The following is a 21,996-nucleotide window of genomic DNA, read 5'->3' as shown; positions in this document are numbered from 1 at the left end:
TTTCGCTCAAGGATGGATTCAGAATGCATCTTTCACCGATTCTCACCAACCATCGGCTCTCTGAGAAAGAGGGGCTTCTTACTATTTCCCGTCAACGCTTTTTCGATCTTTGATTGTGACTTTAATGTACTATAAGTTTTATCTCTTTTCAACCGTTTTATACAGCAAGCTTCGTTTTGTAGGACTTCACCATGTCTACAAACAGCTGTGTTAACCGGTGATCGTCTGTCAGCTCTGGATGAAAGGAGCAGCCTAAGATATTGTTTTCTTTCGCCATCACAATCCTGCCATCATATTCAGCCATGATTTCTACGTCATCATTTGCGCTGATGATATGAGGCGCACGGATGAATACCCCTGTAAACGGCGCATCCAGTCCTTTTACTTCTAAATCTGCTTCAAAGCTGTCTACCTGTCTGCCAAAAGAATTCCGTGCAACAGATACATTTAACAGTCCAAGATGAGCATCTTCTCGATCTTCGATATGCTTTGCCAGCATAATCAAACCGGCACATGTTCCGAAAATCGGTTTCCCTTGAGCAGCGAACGCTTTGATCGGGTCAATGAATTGGTACGTATCCATGAGTCTTCTCATCGTCGTACTTTCTCCACCAGGGATAATCAAACCGTCAACGGATTTTAGCTCTTCTACACGTTTGATGATCTTTCCTTCTGCGCCGCAGGCTTCAATCGATTGAATATGCTCTCTCACCGCTCCTTGAAGCCCTAGTACACCAATTGTCAGCATGTTCGTTTGCGCTCCCTTAATTACCAGCCACGCTCTTGCATACGTTCTTCTGGCAGTAGATTTGAAATTTCAATTCCTTTCATAGCTGTTCCAAGCTCTTTTGAAAGTTCTGCAATGAGACGGTAATCAGTGTAATGAGTCGTTGCTTCAACAATTGCTTTTGCAAATTTAGCTGGATTGTCTGATTTGAAAATACCAGATCCGACAAATACACCGTCTGCTCCAAGCTGCATCATTAATGCAGCATCTGCTGGTGTCGCAACGCCTCCTGCTGCAAAGTTCACAACTGGCAGCTTGCCGTCTCTTTTGATTTGCAGCAATAATTCATAAGGCGCGCCAAGATTCTTGGCTTCTGTCATCAGTTCATCTTCACTCATAGCCGATACTTTACGAATCTGAGCATTGACCTTTCTCATATGACGAACAGCTTCTACGATGTTGCCTGTCCCAGGTTCTCCTTTTGTGCGAAGCATAGAAGCGCCTTCTGCGATACGGCGGGTTGCCTCACCTAAATCGCGGCATCCACAGACAAAAGGTACTGTGTATTCATTTTTATTTAAATGGAATTCCTCATCTGCGGGCGTCAGCACTTCACTCTCATCGATATAATCAACACCAAGTGCTTCAAGAACACGAGCCTCGACGATGTGGCCGATACGTGCTTTTGCCATGACTGGAATCGTTACTGCATTTTGTACTTCCTCTACGATTCTTGGGTCTGCCATACGGGCAACACCGCCTGCAGCACGGATATCAGCTGGTACTCGTTCTAGTGCCATGACTGCCACTGCACCTGCTTCTTCTGCAATTTTTGCCTGCTCCGCATTGACGACATCCATAATGACGCCGCCCTTTTGCATTTCTGCCATTCCACGTTTCACTCGTTCAGTTCCCTTATTGCTCACAATAGTTTCCTCCCATTTGTCTATTCGATTCATTCAACATCTTTATCATACAAGCGAGAAAGTATAACAACAAAGAGAATAGTATAACAATCCAACGAACCGGAAAATAAGGATAAACCCTTGCACACAAAGGATTTCCAGCTAAAAACATGTCGTTTTCTCTTTCAAGTGTGATTTACATGCTATAATACAACTATAACAATTAAAAATCATGTATAACAATTTTGCATTCTATGGAGGGGTTTCATGCATATTGATATCCATCGACACTCTGATACATCTCTTTCAAATCAAATTTACTTTTCAATCATCGATCACATTCAATCGGGTTTGCTTCAGCAAGGAGAAAAGCTGCCAACTGTCCGTGATTTAGCTAAACAGCTCAATGTGAGTCTTGTCACGGCAGCTAAGGCATACACCCGATTAAAAGACGACGGATACTTAACGACGGTGCAAGGTAAAGGAACTTTTGTGAATGAGCAGCAAGAGCAGGCAGAGACCCCGGCTCCATCATCTACCTCTTTCGATTGGCAGTTGTCGATTCCAGATTATTTACCACGGTCTCAATTCGCTCAGTATCACTATGTCGAAGAAGCCATTAACCTTTCTTCCTCTATGATCGATCCAGGGCTTTTGCCAAACCGGTATTTAGAAAAAGAAATGCAGCATGTACTAGCCAGACATCCTCAAATCATGTCGAAGTATGGAGAAATACAAGGTGATCTTCAGCTGCGACAAGTCATTCAGTCCTTTTTAGAAAAGTTGGATGTGCCGTCTACACCTGAAAATATCCTTGTAACAAGTGGTTCTCAGCAAGGGCTTGATTTAGTGGCACGTACGTTTATTGGTCCGGATGATGTGGTTGTCATGGAAGCACCGACCTATCCTGGGGCCATTGATGTCTTTATGGGCAGAGGAGCAAGAATCATTACCGTCCCTGTCGATCATGAAGGAATGAACATGAAGCAGCTTCAAAGCATTTGTGATAAATATAAACCGAAGCTGATCTATACGATTCCTACTTTCCACAGTCCAACAGGAGCCAGTATGTCGATGAAGCGTAGAAAACAGCTTCTCTTACTGGCTCAAAGCATTGATTGTCTCATTGTAGAAGATGACCCTTATCGTGAGCTTTATTTTGAAAAGAAGCCGCCAGCACCTATTAAAAGCTTGGACCATGATGGACATGTCATTTATTTACGAGGATTAAGTAAAACACTGGCTCCAGGATGCAGAATAGGGATTATCACCGCATCAGGCTCAATATTTAACCGCTTATTAGCTGCAAAGGCCAATAATGACTTAGGCAGCCCTCTCCTCACACAAAAGGCCATATTGCCGTTTCTGACATCGAAGAAAATGATTGATCATACGAAGAAGCTAAGAACCGCCTTGAAGGTGAGACGCGATTTGATGATGGATGTGTTAACGAAGCACGCACCGAAAGATGTAACGTGGCAAATTCCACAGGGCGGTCTCAATCTATGGCTCAGCTTTCCTTCCTGGGTCGATACACGAGCACTGTTACATGAGGCCCGTAAGCAGCAAATTACTTTTCTACCTGGCTCTGTCTGCTATCCTGGAGAGCCGAAACAGAATTATATCCGCCTCAGCTTTTCCTATGTGAATGAAAAAGCACTGACCGAGGGCGTGGAAAAGTTATGTGGTATTTTTCAGCAAGCCTTGTCCACTCCTCAAAATCAGAAGCAATCGCTCTTCTTTTAACGATAAAAAACTGCTCTCGTGTATAGAGAGCAGTTTTTTATTAGAACCAGCCTTTTACTGTGTCAACGATTCCGCCCCAAATGCCAGCGAAGAATCCACCTACACCACGCATTGCAAGGATGAACCAGTTTGCTTTTTCATCGCTTGTTTTCGTCACAAGCTCAACACCTGATTGGTCTTTATTTAAATAGCCGTAGTCCTTCTCATCACCAGAATAAGAAGTCGTCAGCATGCCAACCTTCGTTCCTTTTTTAATAGGAGCTTCTAGTTTCTTTTTCTCGATATTTACTTTTGCTTTATAGCTCTTTTCGTCACCATTTTTTACTGGCACAGAAAATGCTTCTTTCGTCACAACAGGTACTTCTTTATCTTTGCCTTTATCCACTTCGATGTTTTCATGTCCTTTAATTTGTTGACCTTTTTTGTACATTTCTTTCATCGTGAAGTTTTTAAACGCATAGTCGAACAGTTTTTTTGCCACGTCGAAACGTGCTGTATGAAGATTACCTTTTGCATTCAAAATAACTGCGATGACACGCATGTCACCTTGTTTTGCTGTACCTGTGAAGCTAGAACCGGCTGAATCTGTAGATCCCGTTTTCAGACCGTCAACACCTTTATATTCCTTCACAAGTCCTTTAAGCATGAAGTTCCAGTTAGGCATGTCCATTTCATCGTCAGTGCCTTCTCTGAACTTTGTTTTCGCAATACTTGCTGTTTCAAGAATTTCTGGATGGTCTTTGATGAGATGCTGTGCAAGCAAAGCCATATCTTTTGCAGATACTTCACTTTCTTCATCAGGACCTGTACCTTTTGGCTGTTGGCCATGTAAGTCTTTATTTTCCAGACCAGTTGCATTCACAAATTTGTAGTTTGTTAAACCAAGTTCTTTTGCTTTTGCGTTCATTTTTTCAACAAACTTCGATTCTGATCCAGCGATCACTTCTGCTAAACCAATCGCTGCTGCATTTGCCGAATAAATAGCCGTTGCTTGATAAAGTTCTTTTACTGTATACGAACCATCTTTTCTCAAAGGAACGTTGGATAAGCTGCGGTCCTGAGAAATTTCGTATACATAATCATCTGGCGTATACTTTTGATCCCATTTCACTTTTCCTTCAGCAATTGCCTCTAGTAATAGATACTCTGTCATCATTTTTGCCATACTTGCAATAGGCAGTCTTTGATCTGCGTTTTTACTATAAAGAATTTTACCTGTAGAAGCTTCAATAAGGATCGCTGCTTTCGCATTCACACTGAATGGATCTTCAGCAGCTTTTGCTTTGGACATTGGTGTAAATGCTGTAACAATCAATGCCAATGCAAGGATAGAGACCATAAGCTGTTTCATCATCTTGCTGTTCAATCGTCATACCTCCGTATTCATCTTTTTTCGACGTTTTTCATATATATGTAATCCACAAGGGCTTATCTCAACACAACAGTATAAATTTTATCACAATAAAGACAAAAAAAATAGACAGAGTCATAGACCCTGTCAAATGTAATTTGATTGTCACAATTTATCAAGAAATTGTGTAGTTTGGTGATTCTTTTGTAATTTGTACATCATGTGGATGACTCTCACGAAGTCCTGCACCCGTCATACGAATGAATTGTGCTTCTTCTCTAAGAGTGCGTAAATCTTGCGTTCCACAATAGCCCATACCAGAACGAATACCGCCAACTAGTTGATACACTGTATCAACGACTGGCCCTTTGTATGGTGTACGGCCTTCGATACCTTCAGGAACGAATTTTTTATTATCTTCTTGGAAGTAACGATCTTTACTTCCTTTTTCCATTGCAGCGACAGAACCCATACCACGATAAACTTTGAAACGTCTACCTTGGAAAATTTCTGTTTCTCCTGGGCTTTCAGATGTACCAGCTAGAAGGCTTCCCAGCATAACAGCATGTCCGCCAGATGCTAATGCTTTCACGATATCACCTGAATATTTAATTCCACCATCTGCAATAATAGCTTTACCATGTTTTCTTGCTTCTGTTGCACAGTCATAGATCGCTGTGATTTGTGGTACACCGACACCTGCAACAACACGTGTTGTACAAATAGATCCTGGTCCGATACCGACTTTCACAATATCTGCTCCTGCTTCAAACAATGCTTTTGTTGCTTCAGCTGTTGCAACATTACCAGCAATGATGTTAAGAGAAGGATACGTTTCACGGATTTTCGATACAGTGTTTAGAACACCTTGAGAATGACCGTGTGCTGTATCAATGACAATGACATCTACATTGGCTTCGACTAATTTTTTCACACGTGTCATTGTATCGCCAGTGACACCAACAGCGGCACCAACAATTAAACGGCCATGTGCATCTTTAGAGGAGTTAGGGAATTCAATCACTTTTTCAATATCTTTGATTGTGATAAGACCTTTTAACGTTCCTTCGTCATCTAAAAGAGGTAATTTTTCAATCTTGTACTGCTGTAGGATTTTTTCAGCTTCTTCTAATGTTGTACCAACAGAAGCTGTCACAAGTTCCTCTTTTGTCATCACGTCGCTAATCTTCATTGAATAATCCGAAATAAAACGAAGGTCACGGTTCGTAATAATACCAACAAGCTTTTGGTCTTGTTCGTTGTTGACAATCGGCACACCTGAAATACGGTATTTACCCATCAAATGCTCTGCATCAAATACTTGATGCTCTGGTGTTAAGAAGAATGGATTTGTAATAACGCCGCGCTCTGAACGTTTTACTTTATCCACCTGTTCTGCTTGCTGTTCAATGGACATGTTCTTATGAATAATACCAAGACCACCTTGACGTGCCATTGCAATCGCCATTTGTGATTCCGTCACTGTGTCCATTCCCGCACTGATAATTGGAATGTTTAGCTTTAATGTGCTTGTTAGCTCCACTGATAAATCGACATCACGCGGAAGTACTTCAGACTTTGCTGGAACAAGCAAAACATCGTCAAACGTCAAACCTTCTTTTGAAAATTTACTTTCCCACATTAGTAAATCCCCCTCTTTTCGGCAAAATATTATATGTAGATTATCAACTAGCAAACAGCATGTCAAGGAAGCAACAAACAGTTGCAATTTTTAGAAAATATAAAGAGAGTTGAGGAAGAAGATGAAAAGTTCAGGATGGAAGGATTTAAAACGTTTTTACTCGCTCGAAACCTCCCAAAAGTTTCTATTTCAACAATATGAGAAACGGAACATTCAAGATGCAAACCAGCAAGCCTATAAAAACTGTGAACGATTTATTTACTTTCTAAAACATGGCCATACGTTCTATGAACAGGCAGCGATCGCGCCTCTAGAACTTAAACCCATTTTATTGTTTTATGGAATGGCACAGCTGCTTAAAGCATGTTTGCTGACAGTTGATCCCCATTATCCTTCTCAAACCTCTGTTTTAGCTCATGGCGTAACATCGAGAAAGAGAAAGAAACAGCATTACCGTTTTAGTGAAGATGAGGTGAAAATCCAAAGAAATGGGCTATGTATGCATGTGTTAAAGCATCTATTTCAATTAAATGGTCTTGAAGATGAACGATTTACGATGATCCATCTCCTGTCTAAAATACCTGAAATGAGTCATATTCTTGAGTTTCAAAAGCAGCCCTCGACTTTAGTTAAAGTAGAAAAGGCTAATGGAATGATGATTCAAGATCATATTCCATTACTTTATAACATGTCTGCTGAACGCTTTATTGAATACTTTGAGTTTCATACAAGCTGGAAACTCAAACAGAGAGAGGCTAAAAAACTGACGTTTGATGTATTTCTTGAAGAAAACCCAGCTCTTGCTACTCATCTTCATTATGATTTAGAAATGGATCAATGGTTTATACCGTCAACACGAGATGCTTTTCTAGGGATTCCTGAAATCATCAGCCATTACTTATTGATGTATAACCTTAGTATGATTGCCCGCTACGAAACAGAATGGTGGTACGAGCTGCTGTCTCAATACATTAGCGATGATTACGTCATGATTGAACGCTACATGGAGATTGCAGAAGAGAAGTTCCCAGCATACATCATGATGCTGTTAGAAGAAAAAACAAAAAAGACCAGTTCCGATTGGAACTGATCCTAATAGAAGCTTGGCGGCGTCCTACTCTCACAGGGGGAAACCCCCAACTACCATCGGCGCTGAAGAGCTTAACTTCCGTGTTCGGTATGGGAACGGGTGTGACCTCTTCGCTATCGCCACCAAACCTGATGGAGAGAATGTTCTCTCAAAACTAGATAACAATGTTCATGCTTCACATTAGAATATAGGTTAAGTCCTCGATCTATTAGTATCTGTCAGCTCCACGTGTCACCACGCTTCCACCTCAGACCTATCAACCTGATCATCTTTCAGGGATCTTACTTCCTTGCGGAATGGGAAATCTCATCTTGAGGGGGGCTTCATGCTTAGATGCTTTCAGCACTTATCCCGTCCGCACATAGCTACCCAGCGATGCCCTTGGCAGAACAACTGGTACACCAGCGGTGCGTCCATCCCGGTCCTCTCGTACTAAGGACAGCTCCTCTCAAATTTCCTGCGCCCGCGACGGATAGGGACCGAACTGTCTCACGACGTTCTGAACCCAGCTCGCGTACCGCTTTAATGGGCGAACAGCCCAACCCTTGGGACCGACTACAGCCCCAGGATGCGATGAGCCGACATCGAGGTGCCAAACCTCCCCGTCGATGTGGACTCTTGGGGGAGATAAGCCTGTTATCCCCGGGGTAGCTTTTATCCGTTGAGCGATGGCCCTTCCATGCGGAACCACCGGATCACTAAGCCCGACTTTCGTCCCTGCTCGACTTGTAGGTCTCGCAGTCAAGCTCCCTTGTGCCTTTACACTCTGCGAATGATTTCCAACCATTCTGAGGGAACCTTTGGGCGCCTCCGTTACATTTTAGGAGGCGACCGCCCCAGTCAAACTGCCCACCTGACACTGTCTCCCTGCCCGATAAGGGCAGCGGGTTAGAAGGTCAATACAGCCAGGGTAGTATCCCACCGATGCCTCCACCGAAGCTAGCGCTCCGGTTTCCAAGGCTCCTACCTATCCTGTACAAGCTGTACCAACATTCAATATCAGGCTGCAGTAAAGCTCCACGGGGTCTTTCCGTCCTGTCGCGGGTAACCTGCATCTTCACAGGTACTATAATTTCACCGAGTCTCTCGTTGAGACAGTGCCCAGATCGTTGCGCCTTTCGTGCGGGTCGGAACTTACCCGACAAGGAATTTCGCTACCTTAGGACCGTTATAGTTACGGCCGCCGTTTACTGGGGCTTCAATTCGCACCTTCGCTTACGCTAAGCGCTCCTCTTAACCTTCCAGCACCGGGCAGGCGTCAGCCCCTATACTTCGCCTTACGGCTTCGCAGAGACCTGTGTTTTTGCTAAACAGTCGCCTGGGCCTATTCACTGCGGCTTCTCGGGGCTTTAACACCCTAAGAAGCACCCCTTCTCCCGAAGTTACGGGGTCATTTTGCCGAGTTCCTTAACGAGAGTTCTCTCGATCACCTTAGGATTCTCTCCTCGCCTACCTGTGTCGGTTTGCGGTACGGGCACCTCTCACCTCGCTAGAGGCTTTTCTTGGCAGTGTGGAATCAGGAACTTCGCTACTAAATTTCGCTCGCCATCACAGCTCAGCCTTTACGGGAAACGGATTTGCCTATTTCCCAGCCTAACTGCTTGGACGCGGATATCCAATACCGCGCTTACCCTATCCTCCTGCGTCCCCCCATTGCTCAAATGGTGAGGAGGTGGTACAGGAATATCAACCTGTTGTCCATCGCCTACGCCTTTCGGCCTCGGCTTAGGTCCCGACTAACCCTGAGCGGACGAGCCTTCCTCAGGAAACCTTAGGCATTCGGTGGACGGGATTCTCACCCGTCTTTCGCTACTCATACCGGCATTCTCACTTCTAAGCGCTCCACCAGTCCTTCCGGTCTGGCTTCACAGCCCTTAGAACGCTCTCCTACCACTGTTCGTAAGAACAGTCCGCAGCTTCGGTGATACGTTTAGCCCCGGTACATTTTCGGCGCAGAGTCACTCGACCAGTGAGCTATTACGCACTCTTTAAATGGTGGCTGCTTCTAAGCCAACATCCTGGTTGTCTAAGCAACTCCACATCCTTTTCCACTTAACGTATACTTTGGGACCTTAGCTGGCGGTCTGGGCTGTTTCCCTTTCGACTACGGATCTTATCACTCGCAGTCTGACTCCCAAGGATAAGTCATCGGCATTCGGAGTTTGACTGAATTCGGTAACCCGGTAGGGGCCCCTAGTCCAATCAGTGCTCTACCTCCGAGACTCTTACCTTGAGGCTAGCCCTAAAGCTATTTCGGAGAGAACCAGCTATCTCCAGGTTCGATTGGCATTTCACCCCTACCCACACCTCATCCCCGCACTTTTCAACGTGCGTGGGTTCGGGCCTCCATTCAGTGTTACCTGAACTTCACCCTGGACATGGGTAGATCACCTGGTTTCGGGTCTACGACCACGTACTCATGCGCCCTATTCAGACTCGCTTTCGCTGCGGCTCCGCATCTTCTGCTTAACCTTGCACGGGATCGTAACTCGCCGGTTCATTCTACAAAAGGCACGCCATCACCCGTTAACGGGCTCTGACTACTTGTAGGCACACGGTTTCAGGATCTATTTCACTCCCCTTCCGGGGTGCTTTTCACCTTTCCCTCACGGTACTGGTTCACTATCGGTCACTAGGGAGTATTTAGCCTTGGGAGATGGTCCTCCCGGATTCCGACGGAATTTCACGTGTTCCGCCGTACTCAGGATCCACTCTGGAGAGAACAACATTTCAGTTACAGGGCTGTTACCTTCTTTGGCGGGCCTTTCCAGACCTCTTCGCTTATATCGTTCCTTTGTAACTCCGTATAGAGTGTCCTACAACCCCAAGAGGCAAGCCTCTTGGTTTGGGCTGTTCCCGTTTCGCTCGCCGCTACTCAGGGAATCGCATTTGCTTTCTCTTCCTCCGGGTACTTAGATGTTTCAGTTCCCCGGGTATGCCTTCTCATACTCTATGTATTCAAGTATGGATACTACTCCATTACGAGCAGTGGGTTTCCCCATTCGGAAATCTCCGGATCAAAGCTTGCTTACAGCTCCCCGAAGCATATCGGTGTTCGTCCCGTCCTTCATCGGCTCCTAGTGCCAAGGCATCCACCGTGCGCCCTTTCTAACTTAACCATTTCTTACTTTAGAAAGAATCACTATGTGTGATGAACTTTGCATTGCATTCAATGTGAATGTATTACTTATTGTTATCTAGTTTTCAAAGAACACGTTGGTGGAGCCTAGCGGGATCGAACCGCTGACCTCCTGCGTGCAAGGCAGGCGCTCTCCCAGCTGAGCTAAGGCCCCGATTTAATAGAAGATGGTGGGCCTGAGTGGACTCGAACCACCGACCTCACGCTTATCAGGCGTGCGCTCTAACCAGCTGAGCTACAGGCCCATCTTTCATATCGAAGATATGATGTTGTAGGATCTTTTGCAAGTTCCTTCAAAACTAAACAAGACGAAAACGTACGCTGCTCCATATATCCTTAGAAAGGAGGTGATCCAGCCGCACCTTCCGATACGGCTACCTTGTTACGACTTCACCCCAATCATCTGCCCCACCTTCGGCGGCTGGCTCCATAAAGGTTACCTCACCGACTTCGGGTGTTGCAAACTCTCGTGGTGTGACGGGCGGTGTGTACAAGGCCCGGGAACGTATTCACCGCGGCATGCTGATCCGCGATTACTAGCGATTCCAGCTTCACGCAGTCGAGTTGCAGACTGCGATCCGAACTGAGAACAGATTTATGGGATTGGCTAAACCTTGCGGTCTTGCAGCCCTTTGTTCTGTCCATTGTAGCACGTGTGTAGCCCAGGTCATAAGGGGCATGATGATTTGACGTCATCCCCACCTTCCTCCGGTTTGTCACCGGCAGTCACCTTAGAGTGCCCAACTGAATGCTGGCAACTAAGATCAAGGGTTGCGCTCGTTGCGGGACTTAACCCAACATCTCACGACACGAGCTGACGACAACCATGCACCACCTGTCACTCTGTCCCCGAAGGGAAAGCCCTATCTCTAGGGTTGTCAGAGGATGTCAAGACCTGGTAAGGTTCTTCGCGTTGCTTCGAATTAAACCACATGCTCCACCGCTTGTGCGGGCCCCCGTCAATTCCTTTGAGTTTCAGTCTTGCGACCGTACTCCCCAGGCGGAGTGCTTAATGCGTTAGCTGCAGCACTAAGGGGCGGAAACCCCCTAACACTTAGCACTCATCGTTTACGGCGTGGACTACCAGGGTATCTAATCCTGTTCGCTCCCCACGCTTTCGCTCCTCAGCGTCAGTTACAGACCAGAGAGTCGCCTTCGCCACTGGTGTTCCTCCACATCTCTACGCATTTCACCGCTACACGTGGAATTCCACTCTCCTCTTCTGCACTCAAGTTTCCCAGTTTCCAATGACCCTCCCCGGTTGAGCCGGGGGCTTTCACATCAGACTTAAGAAACCGCCTGCGAGCCCTTTACGCCCAATAATTCCGGACAACGCTTGCCACCTACGTATTACCGCGGCTGCTGGCACGTAGTTAGCCGTGGCTTTCTGGTTAGGTACCGTCAAGGTGCGAGCAGTTACTCTCGCACTTGTTCTTCCCTAACAACAGAGCTTTACGATCCGAAAACCTTCATCACTCACGCGGCGTTGCTCCGTCAGACTTTCGTCCATTGCGGAAGATTCCCTACTGCTGCCTCCCGTAGGAGTCTGGGCCGTGTCTCAGTCCCAGTGTGGCCGATCACCCTCTCAGGTCGGCTACGCATCGTCGCCTTGGTGAGCCATTACCCCACCAACTAGCTAATGCGCCGCGGGTCCATCTGTAAGTGACAGCCGAAACCGTCTTTCATCCTTGAACCATGCGGTTCAAGGAACTATCCGGTATTAGCTCCGGTTTCCCGGAGTTATCCCAGTCTTACAGGCAGGTTACCCACGTGTTACTCACCCGTCCGCCGCTAACATCCGGGAGCAAGCTCCCTTCTGTCCGCTCGACTTGCATGTATTAGGCACGCCGCCAGCGTTCGTCCTGAGCCAGGATCAAACTCTCCGAAAAAGTACAAAACCGAAGTTTTGTTTTTCGCCAGTTTGACTGACTACCTATGAAGTTTCATAGGATTTTTTTATAAAAACTCGAATTAACAGGTACGTTTTGTCTTGTTTAGTTTTCAAAGAACTTGTTTGTCACTCTCTTAAAGCGACCACTTAAATATATCATATATCTCTATCAACAGTCAACATTTTTCTTGAAAAACATTTTATTTTTTTAAGAAGTTTCCACTGTAAAAGAGATAAAAAATAGAGCCTCTTTTTGCTCCTTTGAAAGATTAACACATATCTATGAAAAAAGCATTATAAATTTCAAAAAAACATGAGTTTTTTTAGAAAAAAATAAAGCCGGTGAAAAACCGGCTTTATTTTTACTCAGATTGCTCTTGATCTGACTCTATAGTTTCTACGTTTTCTTCACTATTCTCTTCATCATCTTCTTGTGATTGTTCAACTAATGCCACTGTAGCGACATGTTCATCATCACCTAGACGGATCAGGCGGACACCTTGAGTGACTCGGCCTGTTGTTGAAATGTCTGAAACGGCCATACGAATGATCACGCCGCTTCCTGTAATAATCATCAAGTCCTCTTCAGCTTCAGCATTCGTCGCCTTCACTGCGACAAGCGGACCATTGTTGTCAGTGATTTTACATGTTTTAAGACCTTTACCGCCCCGACTTTGAACACGGTATTCTTTTTCAGGTGTTAACTTACCATATCCTTTTTCGGTGACAATCAATACGTTTGCATCTGGCTCAAGGATTTCCATCCCAACGACGATGTCATCTTCAGAAAGCGTAATTCCTTTCACGCCAGCTGCCGTACGCCCCATTTCACGAACATCTGTCTCGTCGAAACGAATCAGCATACCTTTTTTCGTACCAATGATGATTTGTTTTTCTCCATTGGTTAAACGGACAGCCATCAGTTCATCTTCGTCACGAAGACTTAATGCGATAAGTCCATTGTTTCGAATGTTGGCAAACTGAGACAATGAGGTTCGTTTTGATACACCGTGTCTTGTTGTAAAGAAGAGATACGAATCTTCATCAAATTCGCTTACCGGAATAATGGCATTAATCCACTCTCCCTTTTCTACTTCAAGCAGGTTAATAATCGGAATCCCTTTCGCTGTCCGTCCGAATTCAGGAATCTCATATCCCTTCGCACGATAGACCTTCCCTTTATTAGAGAAGAAGAGGATCGTATCATGGGTAGATGTTGAAATCAGCTGTTCTACGAAATCATCCTCATTGGTTCCCATTCCCTGAACACCTTTACCGCCTCTTTTTTGACTGCGGTATGTTGATGCAGGCAGACGCTTGATATAACCATTATGAGTCAGCGTAATCACGATGTTCTCAACAGGAATCAAATCTTCGTCTTCAATTGTTTCAATACCTGCTGTCACAATTTCAGTACGGCGCGTATCATTGAAACGTTCTTTGATTTCTGTTAATTCTTCTCTAATGATTTCAAGAACTTTTTCATTGTCTGCTAAAATGGCTTTCAACTCAGCAATCAAATCAACAAGCCCTTTGTATTCTTCTTCTATCTTTTCTCTTTCCAAACCAGTTAAGCGCTGAAGACGCATATCAAGAATGGCCTGTGCTTGTTTTTCGGACAAGCTATAGTTCTCCATTAAGCCATTTCTCGCGATTTCAGCAGTTTGAGAGCTTCTAATTAATGCAATGACTTCATCTAAGTGGTCAAGAGCGATTCTTAAACCTTCTAGAATATGAGCTCTTGCTTCAGCTTTACGAAGTTCATATGCTGTTCTTCTGCGAATAATCACTTTTTGATGCTCTAGATAATATTCAAGACATTGTTTGAGGGACAAGACTTTAGGCTGTCCATCGACAAGTGCCAATAAGTTGATTCCAAATGATGTTTGGAGTGTCGTTTGTTTATAAAGATTGTTTAATAGAACGTGGGCGTTCGCGTCTCTTCGCAGTTCAATCACAATCCGCATTCCATTACGATCAGACTCGTCACGCAGATCTGTAATGCCATCGATCTTTTTATCGCGCACAAGATCAGCGATTTTTTCGATCAAACGGGCTTTGTTGACCTGATATGGAATTTCATTGATGACAATCCGCTGCTTACCGCTGGATGTTTCTTCGATGATAGACTTTGCACGTAATGTAATAGAGCCCCGGCCTGTTTCATATGCCTTACGGATTCCGCTTCGGCCAATGATTTGTCCCGCAGTTGGGAAGTCTGGTCCTGGAATGATCTCCATTAGTTCCTGTGTTGTCATTTCTGGACTTTGACTAATTGCCAGTACACCATCAATCACTTCACCTAGCTGGTGAGGCGGAATGTTGGTTGCCATCCCTACAGCGATACCTGTTGCCCCGTTGACTAATAAGTTCGGGAAACGAGCAGGCATGACGATTGGTTCTCTTTCACTGCCATCGTAGTTATCTTGATAATCAATCGTATCCTTGGTGATATCACGAAGGATTTCCATTGAAATTTTAGATAGACGCGCCTCAGTATAACGCATTGCTGCTGCACTGTCTCCATCGACAGAACCAAAGTTTCCGTGTCCTTCAACCAGCATATTTCGATAGTTGAAGTCTTGCGCCATACGAACCATCGCTTCGTATACAGCGCTGTCACCGTGAGGGTGGTACTTACCGATAACTTCTCCAACGATACGTGCAGATTTCTTAAATGGTTTATCACTTGTCATACCTAGGTCATTCATCGCATACAAAATTCTTCGATGCACGGGCTTCAATCCATCTCGCACATCTGGTAATGCACGCGAAACAATAACACTCATTGCATAATCTAAAAAGGACGTACGCATTTCTTGACTAATATTCACTTCGCGTACATTTGGTGTATGTTGTTCACTCACTATAAGAACCTCCCTTTACGTATCACATGAAATAAATTATGTGGGAGTAAAATATGTATTTATCTTCACAAGACTATTCTTCATTATATCAATAATCTCGGCTTTATACACATTAATTTACTAGAAAATCAACGAAAACACGGAAAACCAGGACATTCGTTTCACACCCCTGTTTCTTGAAAAACAACCTTATTCCAAACAAGAAATAAGGTTGTTCTCAGGAGGGATTCATCTAAATATCAAGGTTTTTCACGTATTGTGCATTTTCTTCGATAAAGTTCCGTCTCGGCTCTACTTTATCTCCCATCAGCATTTCAAATGTCTCATCAGCATCGATCGCATCCTCAAGTGTGACTTGAAGAAGTGTTCTCGCATCAGGGTCCATTGTTGTTTCCCAAAGCTGAGTAGCATTCATCTCTCCAAGACCTTTATAACGCTGAAGTCCAGGCTTTGGTGTTTGAGGTAGCGATTTTAACAGCTCATCCAGCTGTTTATCGTTATACACGTACTCCACACGTTTTCCTTGCTGCACTTTATATAAAGGCGGCTGTGCAATATACACATAACCGTTTTCAATGATTTGACGCATGTAACGATAGAAGAATGTTAAGAGAAGCGTTCGGATATGCGCTCCATCTACATCGGCATCTGTCATGATCACAACTTTGTGATAGCGTGCTTTCTCTAAAGTGAAGTCTTCTCCGATTCCAGTTCCTAACGCTGTAATCATTGCACGAACCTCGTTGTTCGATAAAATTTTATCTAAACGAGCTTTTTCTACGTTTAGGATCTTCCCTCTTAACGGTAAGATCGCTTGGAAGTGACGATCACGGCCTTGCTTAGCAGATCCGCCCGCAGAATCTCCCTCTACAATATAGAGCTCAGAGATGGAAGGATCTTTAGAAGAACAGTCCGCCAGTTTCCCAGGTAAGCTGGAGACTTCCAGCGCACTTTTACGTCTTGTCAGCTCACGAGCCTTTTTGGCAGCCATTCTTGCACGAGCTGCCATCAGTCCTTTTTCCACAATTTTTTTCGCAGAATCAGGATTTTCAAGCAAGAATTTCTCAAGTGCTTCTGAGAAAAGGGAGTCTGTGATGGTTCTCGCTTCTGAGTTCCCAAGCTTTGTCTTCGTTTGCCCTTCGAATTGAGGGTCTGGATGTTTGATGGAGATAATGGCTGTTAAGCCTTCTCGCACATCTTCACCACTTAAATTCGCATCCCCATCTTTGAATACGCCATTTTTACGAGCATAGTCATTGATGACACGCGTTAGACCGGTTTTAAAACCAGCTTCGTGTGTTCCGCCTTCATACGTGTTGATGTTGTTGGCGAAGGAATAGATATTGCTTGTATAGGAATCGTTGTATTGTAATGCCACTTCAACCGTAATTCCGTCTTTCTCACCTTCGATGTACACAGGTTCTTCATGAACGACTTCTTTTGAGCGGTTTAAATGTTCTACATAGCTCTTAATACCGCCTTCGTAGCAGTATTCATTTTTCCGCTCTTTGCCTTCACGCAAGTCTTCTATGATGATGTTTACACCTTTTGTTAAGAAAGCTAACTCACGAACACGGTTAGCAAGTGTATCGTAATCAAATTCAATGGTTTCCGTGAAAATTTCTGGATCTGGCACAAAGTGGGTTGTTGTCCCGGTTACATCTGTTTCACCAATAACCTCTAAATCTCCCACTGGAACACCGCGTTTGAACTGCTGATAATGAATTTTTCCGTCACGGTATACGGTCACGTCTAAGGTAGTAGATAATGCATTTACAACAGATGCCCCTACACCATGCAGACCGCCAGATACTTTATAACCGCTGCCGTCAAATTTACCGCCAGCGTGAAGAACAGTCATAATGACCTCTACGGCAGGACGCCCCATTTTCTCATGAATTCCAACAGGAATCCCGCGGCCATTATCTTTTACTGTAATGCTGTTATCCTTTTCAATTTGCACTGTAATGTCTGTACAATAACCAGCTAATGCCTCATCAATACTGTTGTCGACAATTTCCCATACAAGATGGTGAAGTCCTTTTGCATTGGTTGACCCAATGTACATTCCTGGACGTTTTCTAACAGCTTCTAGTCCTTCAAGCACCTGTATCTGATTTTCATCATAACTATTATGTTGCTGTTCCATTGCCACGTACATTCACCTACACTTTTCTTAAACGATATATTTATATGAATTGAGCTTTTAGACTTCAATTTCAATCACAAACGAAGCACGTTTTTTGAGCGTGCTTGAGGAAAGAGGAGAGTAATAAACAGACTCAGTTGTGACGACAATGGATTTGGGTGTCCCTTGTGATAACGAAATGATATGTTTCTCCTGTTTTTGTAGAAATTCTTCTACAACAGAAGACGACCTCATTTTGTAATCAACAATTGCGACAATCTCTCGTGTAGAAACAACACAATCATCACCTAAATGAATATACAAGACTCACACCTCATTTATCAGTCAATTACTTTTCCACTGGCTACTCTGAAAATTTCCGCTTCTTTCAGGGTGGCGTGATCGATGCCTTCAACACTTGTTGTGGTGACGAAGGTCTGTACTCGCCCCTGAATGGTATGGAGCAAATGAGACTGTCTGTAATCATCAAGTTCAGATAACACATCATCAAGTAGAAGAATAGGATATTCTCCGATTTCTTCATGTATCAGATCAATTTCTGCCAGCTTTAGTGAAAGAGCTGTTGTTCTTTGCTGCCCTTGAGAGCCATATGTCTGAACATCCCGGCCATTCACAAAGAAAAGCAGGTCATCTCTGTGAGGTCCCCACAGTGTCACCCCTCGGTCTATTTCTCTCTCTCTTAGTTTCTGAAACGATTCTTCATAGCTATTCTTTATTTTCGACAAGTCTGACGCTTCTGATACCTCTATTGCCGTCTGGTATTGGAGCGTGAGTGTTTCTAGCTCTCTAGAAATCCCAAAATGCAGCGGCTGCGCCCATTTTTCGAGCTGTTTCGTAAAAGTCAGTCGTCTTTTGACCACTTTCGCTGCCGCATCAATCAACTGCTCTGTTAAAATCTCCAGCATCGCTTGATCCGATTGCTTTCTTGTCTGCAATTGTTTCAAGTAATGATTCCGCTGAGAAAGGATTTTTTGATAGAGCGATAAATCATGCAAGTAGACAGCAGAAACTTGTCCAATCTCCATGTCGAGGAATCTTCTGCGGATTTGCGGGCTGCCCTTCACAAGACTTAAGTCCTCTGGCGCAAACATGATGGTGTTTAATGCACCAACATAATGACTGAGCTTCTGTTGTTCAATGTGATTGACCTTGCCCTTTTTCCCTTTTTTTGAGATCACGAGCTGCATTGGGAGTGGACCATTTTTTTTAATGACTCTACCTTCTATTTTAGCATAGTCTTGGTCCCATCGGATAAGTTCTTTATCATTTGACGTACGATGAGACTTTGCCATCGACAATACATAGATCGCTTCCATCAAGTTCGTTTTACCTTGGGCATTCTCACCGATCATGACATTCACCTTATTGTCGAATTGAAGCTCGGTGTGTTCATAGTTTCGGTATGAAGTTAACGCCAGACTTTGAATGTACATGTATTGTCACCCGTTTCTAATTCACAACTTGAAATGTGCCGTAACCTTCAATCTCGACAACATCTCCTGGGTATAGTTTGCGTCCCCGTCTATTATCTGGCTCTTGATTAATGAACACCTCATGTTCACTTAAAAACCATTTCGCCATTCCGCCAGATTGGATGACTTCGGCTAATTTCAAAAACTGCCCTAATGTAATCATTTCTGTTTCAATGGTTATAAGATTAGGCATTGTATCGACCTCTTTCAATATCACTAATATCTAATTGTACTAAAAAACAAGACAAGAAGGAAAGGGGGAAAGCCAACTGGGATGAAAGAAAGCATGGAAAACGAGAAGAAAAGCTGCTGTGCACTCACACAGCAGCCATTTTAGATTGAATTAATACGTTCTTACCGGAAGAATCAATTGCAAGATAGAATCATCATTCGGCGTACGCAGCAGGAACGGTCTCATTGCACCAGTGAAGCTTACATGAATATCTGTTCCCTCTAATACTTTTAACGCATCCAGCATATATTTTGGACTGAAGGAGATTTTAAGATCTTCCCCTTTAATGTCATCTGCTTGAACCGTCTCCACCACTTTACCGATCTCAGGTGAATTAGAAGAGATTTCAAGGCTTTGTTCAGGATCAGCTGACAGTTTCACGACATTATTACGTCCTTCTCTTGCCAAAAGTGATGCACGATCAATGGCTTGAAGGAACTCTTTCGTGTTGACCACGACATCCGTTTTACTTTCTTGCGGGATCAGACGAGCTGTATCTGGATAATTTCCATCCAGCAACCTTGAGAAGAACAGCACATTTTGTGCTTTAAAAAGAACTTGGGTTTCTGTAATGACGATGCTCACAAGATCTTGTCCATCATCAAGAATTTTACTTAGCTCTGTTAAACTCTTCCCTGGAATCACGACATTATACGAACTTTCCTCGTTAATATCTAGCTTCGCTTTTCTTAAAGCAAGACGGTGGCTATCCGTCGCCGTGCATATTAATTCACCTTTTTCCACCTTCCAGTTTACACCTGTCAAGATAGGTCGTGTTTCTGAGGTGGACACTGCAAAAACAGTTTGACGAATTAAGTTTTTAAGCAGATCTGTCGGAATTTGAAATGCATGATGCTCTTCAATTTGTGGAAGATGCGGATATTCTTCAGCATCTAAGCCGTTTAGGTTAAATTCCGCTGAACCAGAGCGGATGATCGTCAGGTGATTTTGTTCTACTTCAATTTCGACAGTAGACATAGGCAGTTTCTTTACAATTTCACTAAAGAAGCGGGCTTGAAGCACAATACTTCCCGGACGATCAATGGTGATAACCTCTAAATCTCCATCTCTTTGAGGAATGAAAGATTCAATTGAGATATCAGAATCGCTTCCTGTTAGAGAAACCCCTTCATCAGACGCAACAATTTTAATCCCTGTCAAAATAGGAATCGTTGTTCTAGAGGATACAGCCTTTAATACATCTTGGACACTTTGGACAAGACGATCTTTTTGAATCGTGAATTTCATAGTGGTCCTCCTAAATTTTCTTAATGACATGTATATATATTTTATTAATAAAAATCGTAGAAGTAATAGTAGGGCTTGTGAATATGTGGATAAGTCATGAAAAAGAAAGGAAAGACAGCCTATCCACATGTGGACAGACTGTGTATGACTATGCTCTAGTTATTCACATTTTCCCGTACTCATTATATCAGCTTGGTTATTTTAATTGTTCTTTGATCTCTTTGACATGTTGCTGAAGCTGTTCATCTTCAACAATTAATTTCGAAATCTTCTCATGAGCATGAATGACAGTCGTATGATCACGACCGCCAAATTCTTCTCCGATTTTAGGCAGAGAGGAATCGGTCATTTCTCTAGAGAGGTACATGGCAATTTGTCTTGGATAAGCAACTGACTTCGTACGTTTCTTTGCTTTGAAATCCTCTAATCGAATATTAAATTGCTGCCCTACAATTCTTTGAATATCTTTAATTGTAATGACCTTAGGCTTTGATGAAGGAATGATGTCCTTTAGCGCCTCAGCTGCTAGATCTGCATTAATGTCTTTATTAATTAAAGATGAGTAAGCAACAACACGAATCAAAGCACCCTCCAGCTCACGAATGTTGCTGTCGATTTGATTGGCAATGTACAGCATGACTTCATTTGGAATGTCCAAGCCTTCTGCCTTTGCTTTTTTGCGCAGAATTGCGATGCGCGTTTCTAGATCTGGCGGGGTAATGTCTGTAATTAAGCCCCATTCAAATCGAGAGCGTAATCTGTCTTCAAGTGTCGGAATTTCCTTCGGAGGCCGGTCACTAGAAATGACGATTTGCTTACTTTCTTCGTGAAGTGTGTTGAATGTATGGAAAAACTCTTCTTGTGTTTGTTCTTTTCCTGCTAGAAATTGAATATCATCTATCAAAAGCACATCTACATTCCGATAGCGGTTACGGAAGTCGACAGCTTTGTTATCTCGAATTGAGTTGATAAATTCATTAGTAAATTTTTCAGATGATAGATAGACCACTTTGGCCGATGGATTATGGTCGATCACGTAATGACCAATCGCATGCATCAAGTGAGTCTTTCCTAAACCAACGCCCCCATAAATAAAAAGCGGGTTATATGCTTTTGCTGGTGCTTCCGCGACTGCAAGTGAAGCGGCATGAGCAAAACGGTTGCCTGAACCAATAACAAAAGTATCAAATGTATATTTTGGATTCAGCATATTTTGTGGAATGTCAACGGGCTCTTCTTTAGACATTTTTTTGATAGGAGACTTTGGCATGGCTTCCTCTTCGTCCTGATTTTGAGGAATAATAAATTTAATGCTGAGCTCTTCACCTGTTAGTTCATAGATGGTATCAGCAATTAAGTGAAGATATCTTGACTCAAGCCAATCTCTAGCAAATTCATTAGGTGCCGTAATTGTAAGCGTATCTCCCTGAAGAGAATGGGCTTTTGTCGATTTCATCCATGTCTCAAAACTGGGTTTGCTCAATTTTGTCTCTATTTTTTGAAGTGCTTTATTCCACAGATCCAAAATATTTTCCAT

Annotated in this window: 13 protein-coding genes, 2 tRNA genes, 3 rRNA genes and 1 other annotated feature (1 of these 19 only partly in view); of the genes, 2 read left to right on the top strand and 16 right to left on the bottom strand. The window is 43.6% G+C overall.

All coding sequences use genetic code 11. The annotated features are described in order from the left end of the window. Nucleotides 1-104: a binding site (T-box leader), on the bottom strand (it extends 113 nt beyond the left edge of the window). A gap of 53 nt (nucleotides 105-157) precedes the next feature. Continuing rightward, a complete protein-coding gene (gene pdxT, locus NST65_RS00090) occupies nucleotides 158-748 on the bottom strand; it encodes a pyridoxal 5'-phosphate synthase glutaminase subunit PdxT (protein ID WP_065214477.1) in 591 nt (196 codons plus the stop codon). A 20-nt stretch (nucleotides 749-768) separates the two neighbouring features. After that, nucleotides 769-1,653 carry a pyridoxal 5'-phosphate synthase lyase subunit PdxS gene (pdxS, locus tag NST65_RS00085; protein ID WP_039175840.1) on the bottom strand — a complete coding sequence of 295 codons (885 nt, stop codon included), beginning with the start codon at nucleotides 1,651-1,653 and terminating at the stop codon, nucleotides 769-771. A gap of 246 nt (nucleotides 1,654-1,899) precedes the next feature. On the opposite strand from pdxS, the gene NST65_RS00080 reads away from it, so the two are divergent. Next, complete coding sequence (locus NST65_RS00080; protein ID WP_065214476.1) at nucleotides 1,900-3,378, top strand: PLP-dependent aminotransferase family protein; 1,479 nt, start codon at nucleotides 1,900-1,902, stop codon at nucleotides 3,376-3,378. A 40-nt stretch (nucleotides 3,379-3,418) separates the two neighbouring features. Here the strand turns inward: NST65_RS00080 and NST65_RS00075 are convergent, their stop codons facing one another. Together NST65_RS00075 and guaB are read right to left on the bottom strand one after the other, a co-directional pair. After that, nucleotides 3,419-4,744, bottom strand: a complete 1,326-nt coding sequence (locus NST65_RS00075) for a D-alanyl-D-alanine carboxypeptidase family protein (protein ID WP_065214475.1) — start codon at nucleotides 4,742-4,744, stop codon at nucleotides 3,419-3,421. Between the two features lie 160 nt (nucleotides 4,745-4,904). Next, the gene (gene guaB / locus NST65_RS00070; RefSeq protein ID WP_024426749.1) at nucleotides 4,905-6,371 is read right to left on the bottom strand and encodes an IMP dehydrogenase; all 1,467 of its coding nucleotides are present in this window, start codon (nucleotides 6,369-6,371) and stop codon (nucleotides 4,905-4,907) included. Nucleotides 6,372-6,492: 121 nt separating this feature from the next. Between guaB and NST65_RS00065 the strand changes: the two genes are divergently transcribed. After that, nucleotides 6,493-7,461 carry a YaaC family protein gene (locus NST65_RS00065; protein ID WP_024426750.1) on the top strand — a complete coding sequence of 323 codons (969 nt, stop codon included), beginning with the start codon at nucleotides 6,493-6,495 and terminating at the stop codon, nucleotides 7,459-7,461. An 11-nt stretch (nucleotides 7,462-7,472) separates the two neighbouring features. On the opposite strand, the gene rrf is transcribed toward NST65_RS00065, so the two are convergent. The 12 genes from rrf to dnaA form a co-directional block, all read right to left on the bottom strand. Continuing rightward, nucleotides 7,473-7,588: ribosomal RNA gene (rrf, locus tag NST65_RS00060) — 5S ribosomal RNA — on the bottom strand. Between the two features lie 61 nt (nucleotides 7,589-7,649). Then, nucleotides 7,650-10,580, bottom strand: a 23S ribosomal RNA gene (locus NST65_RS00055). Nucleotides 10,581-10,678: 98 nt separating this feature from the next. Further along, a tRNA-Ala gene (locus tag NST65_RS00050) sits at nucleotides 10,679-10,754 on the bottom strand. Between the two features lie 14 nt (nucleotides 10,755-10,768). Next, nucleotides 10,769-10,845, bottom strand: a tRNA-Ile gene (locus NST65_RS00045). Nucleotides 10,846-10,940: 95 nt separating this feature from the next. Beyond that, a 16S ribosomal RNA gene (locus NST65_RS00040) occupies nucleotides 10,941-12,489 on the bottom strand. The 16S, 23S and 5S rRNA genes sit together here with 2 tRNA genes alongside, the layout of an rRNA operon. Before the next feature lie 364 nt (nucleotides 12,490-12,853). Next, the gene (gene gyrA, locus NST65_RS00035) at nucleotides 12,854-15,358 is read right to left on the bottom strand and encodes a DNA gyrase subunit A (RefSeq protein WP_034283649.1); all 2,505 of its coding nucleotides are present in this window, start codon (nucleotides 15,356-15,358) and stop codon (nucleotides 12,854-12,856) included. Between the two features lie 232 nt (nucleotides 15,359-15,590). Further along, nucleotides 15,591-17,507, bottom strand: a complete 1,917-nt coding sequence (gene gyrB / locus NST65_RS00030; protein ID WP_034283656.1) for a DNA topoisomerase (ATP-hydrolyzing) subunit B — start codon at nucleotides 17,505-17,507, stop codon at nucleotides 15,591-15,593. Nucleotides 17,508-17,564: 57 nt separating this feature from the next. Then, nucleotides 17,565-17,810, bottom strand: a complete 246-nt coding sequence (locus NST65_RS00025; protein WP_034283648.1) for an extracellular matrix/biofilm biosynthesis regulator RemA family protein — start codon at nucleotides 17,808-17,810, stop codon at nucleotides 17,565-17,567. A gap of 17 nt (nucleotides 17,811-17,827) precedes the next feature. After that, a complete protein-coding gene (recF, locus tag NST65_RS00020; RefSeq protein ID WP_041105878.1) occupies nucleotides 17,828-18,940 on the bottom strand; it encodes a DNA replication/repair protein RecF in 1,113 nt (370 codons plus the stop codon). Between the two features lie 16 nt (nucleotides 18,941-18,956). Then, the gene (gene yaaA / locus NST65_RS00015; RefSeq protein ID WP_008360916.1) at nucleotides 18,957-19,172 is read right to left on the bottom strand and encodes a S4 domain-containing protein YaaA; all 216 of its coding nucleotides are present in this window, start codon (nucleotides 19,170-19,172) and stop codon (nucleotides 18,957-18,959) included. Nucleotides 19,173-19,322: 150 nt separating this feature from the next. Continuing rightward, nucleotides 19,323-20,459 carry a DNA polymerase III subunit beta gene (gene dnaN, locus NST65_RS00010; protein WP_024424074.1) on the bottom strand — a complete coding sequence of 379 codons (1,137 nt, stop codon included), beginning with the start codon at nucleotides 20,457-20,459 and terminating at the stop codon, nucleotides 19,323-19,325. A 196-nt stretch (nucleotides 20,460-20,655) separates the two neighbouring features. Further along, entirely contained in the window at nucleotides 20,656-21,996 is a 1,341-nt protein-coding gene (gene dnaA / locus NST65_RS00005) for a chromosomal replication initiator protein DnaA (protein ID WP_024424073.1), read from the bottom strand.

The sequence above is a fragment of the Bacillus sp. FSL P4-0248 genome, from assembly GCF_038593305.1.
Classification (GTDB): domain Bacteria; phylum Bacillota; class Bacilli; order Bacillales; family Bacillaceae; genus Bacillus; species Bacillus safensis.
The sequence above is the reverse complement of the archived record's forward strand: the minus strand, read 5'-3'. Positions and strand labels throughout refer to the sequence as shown.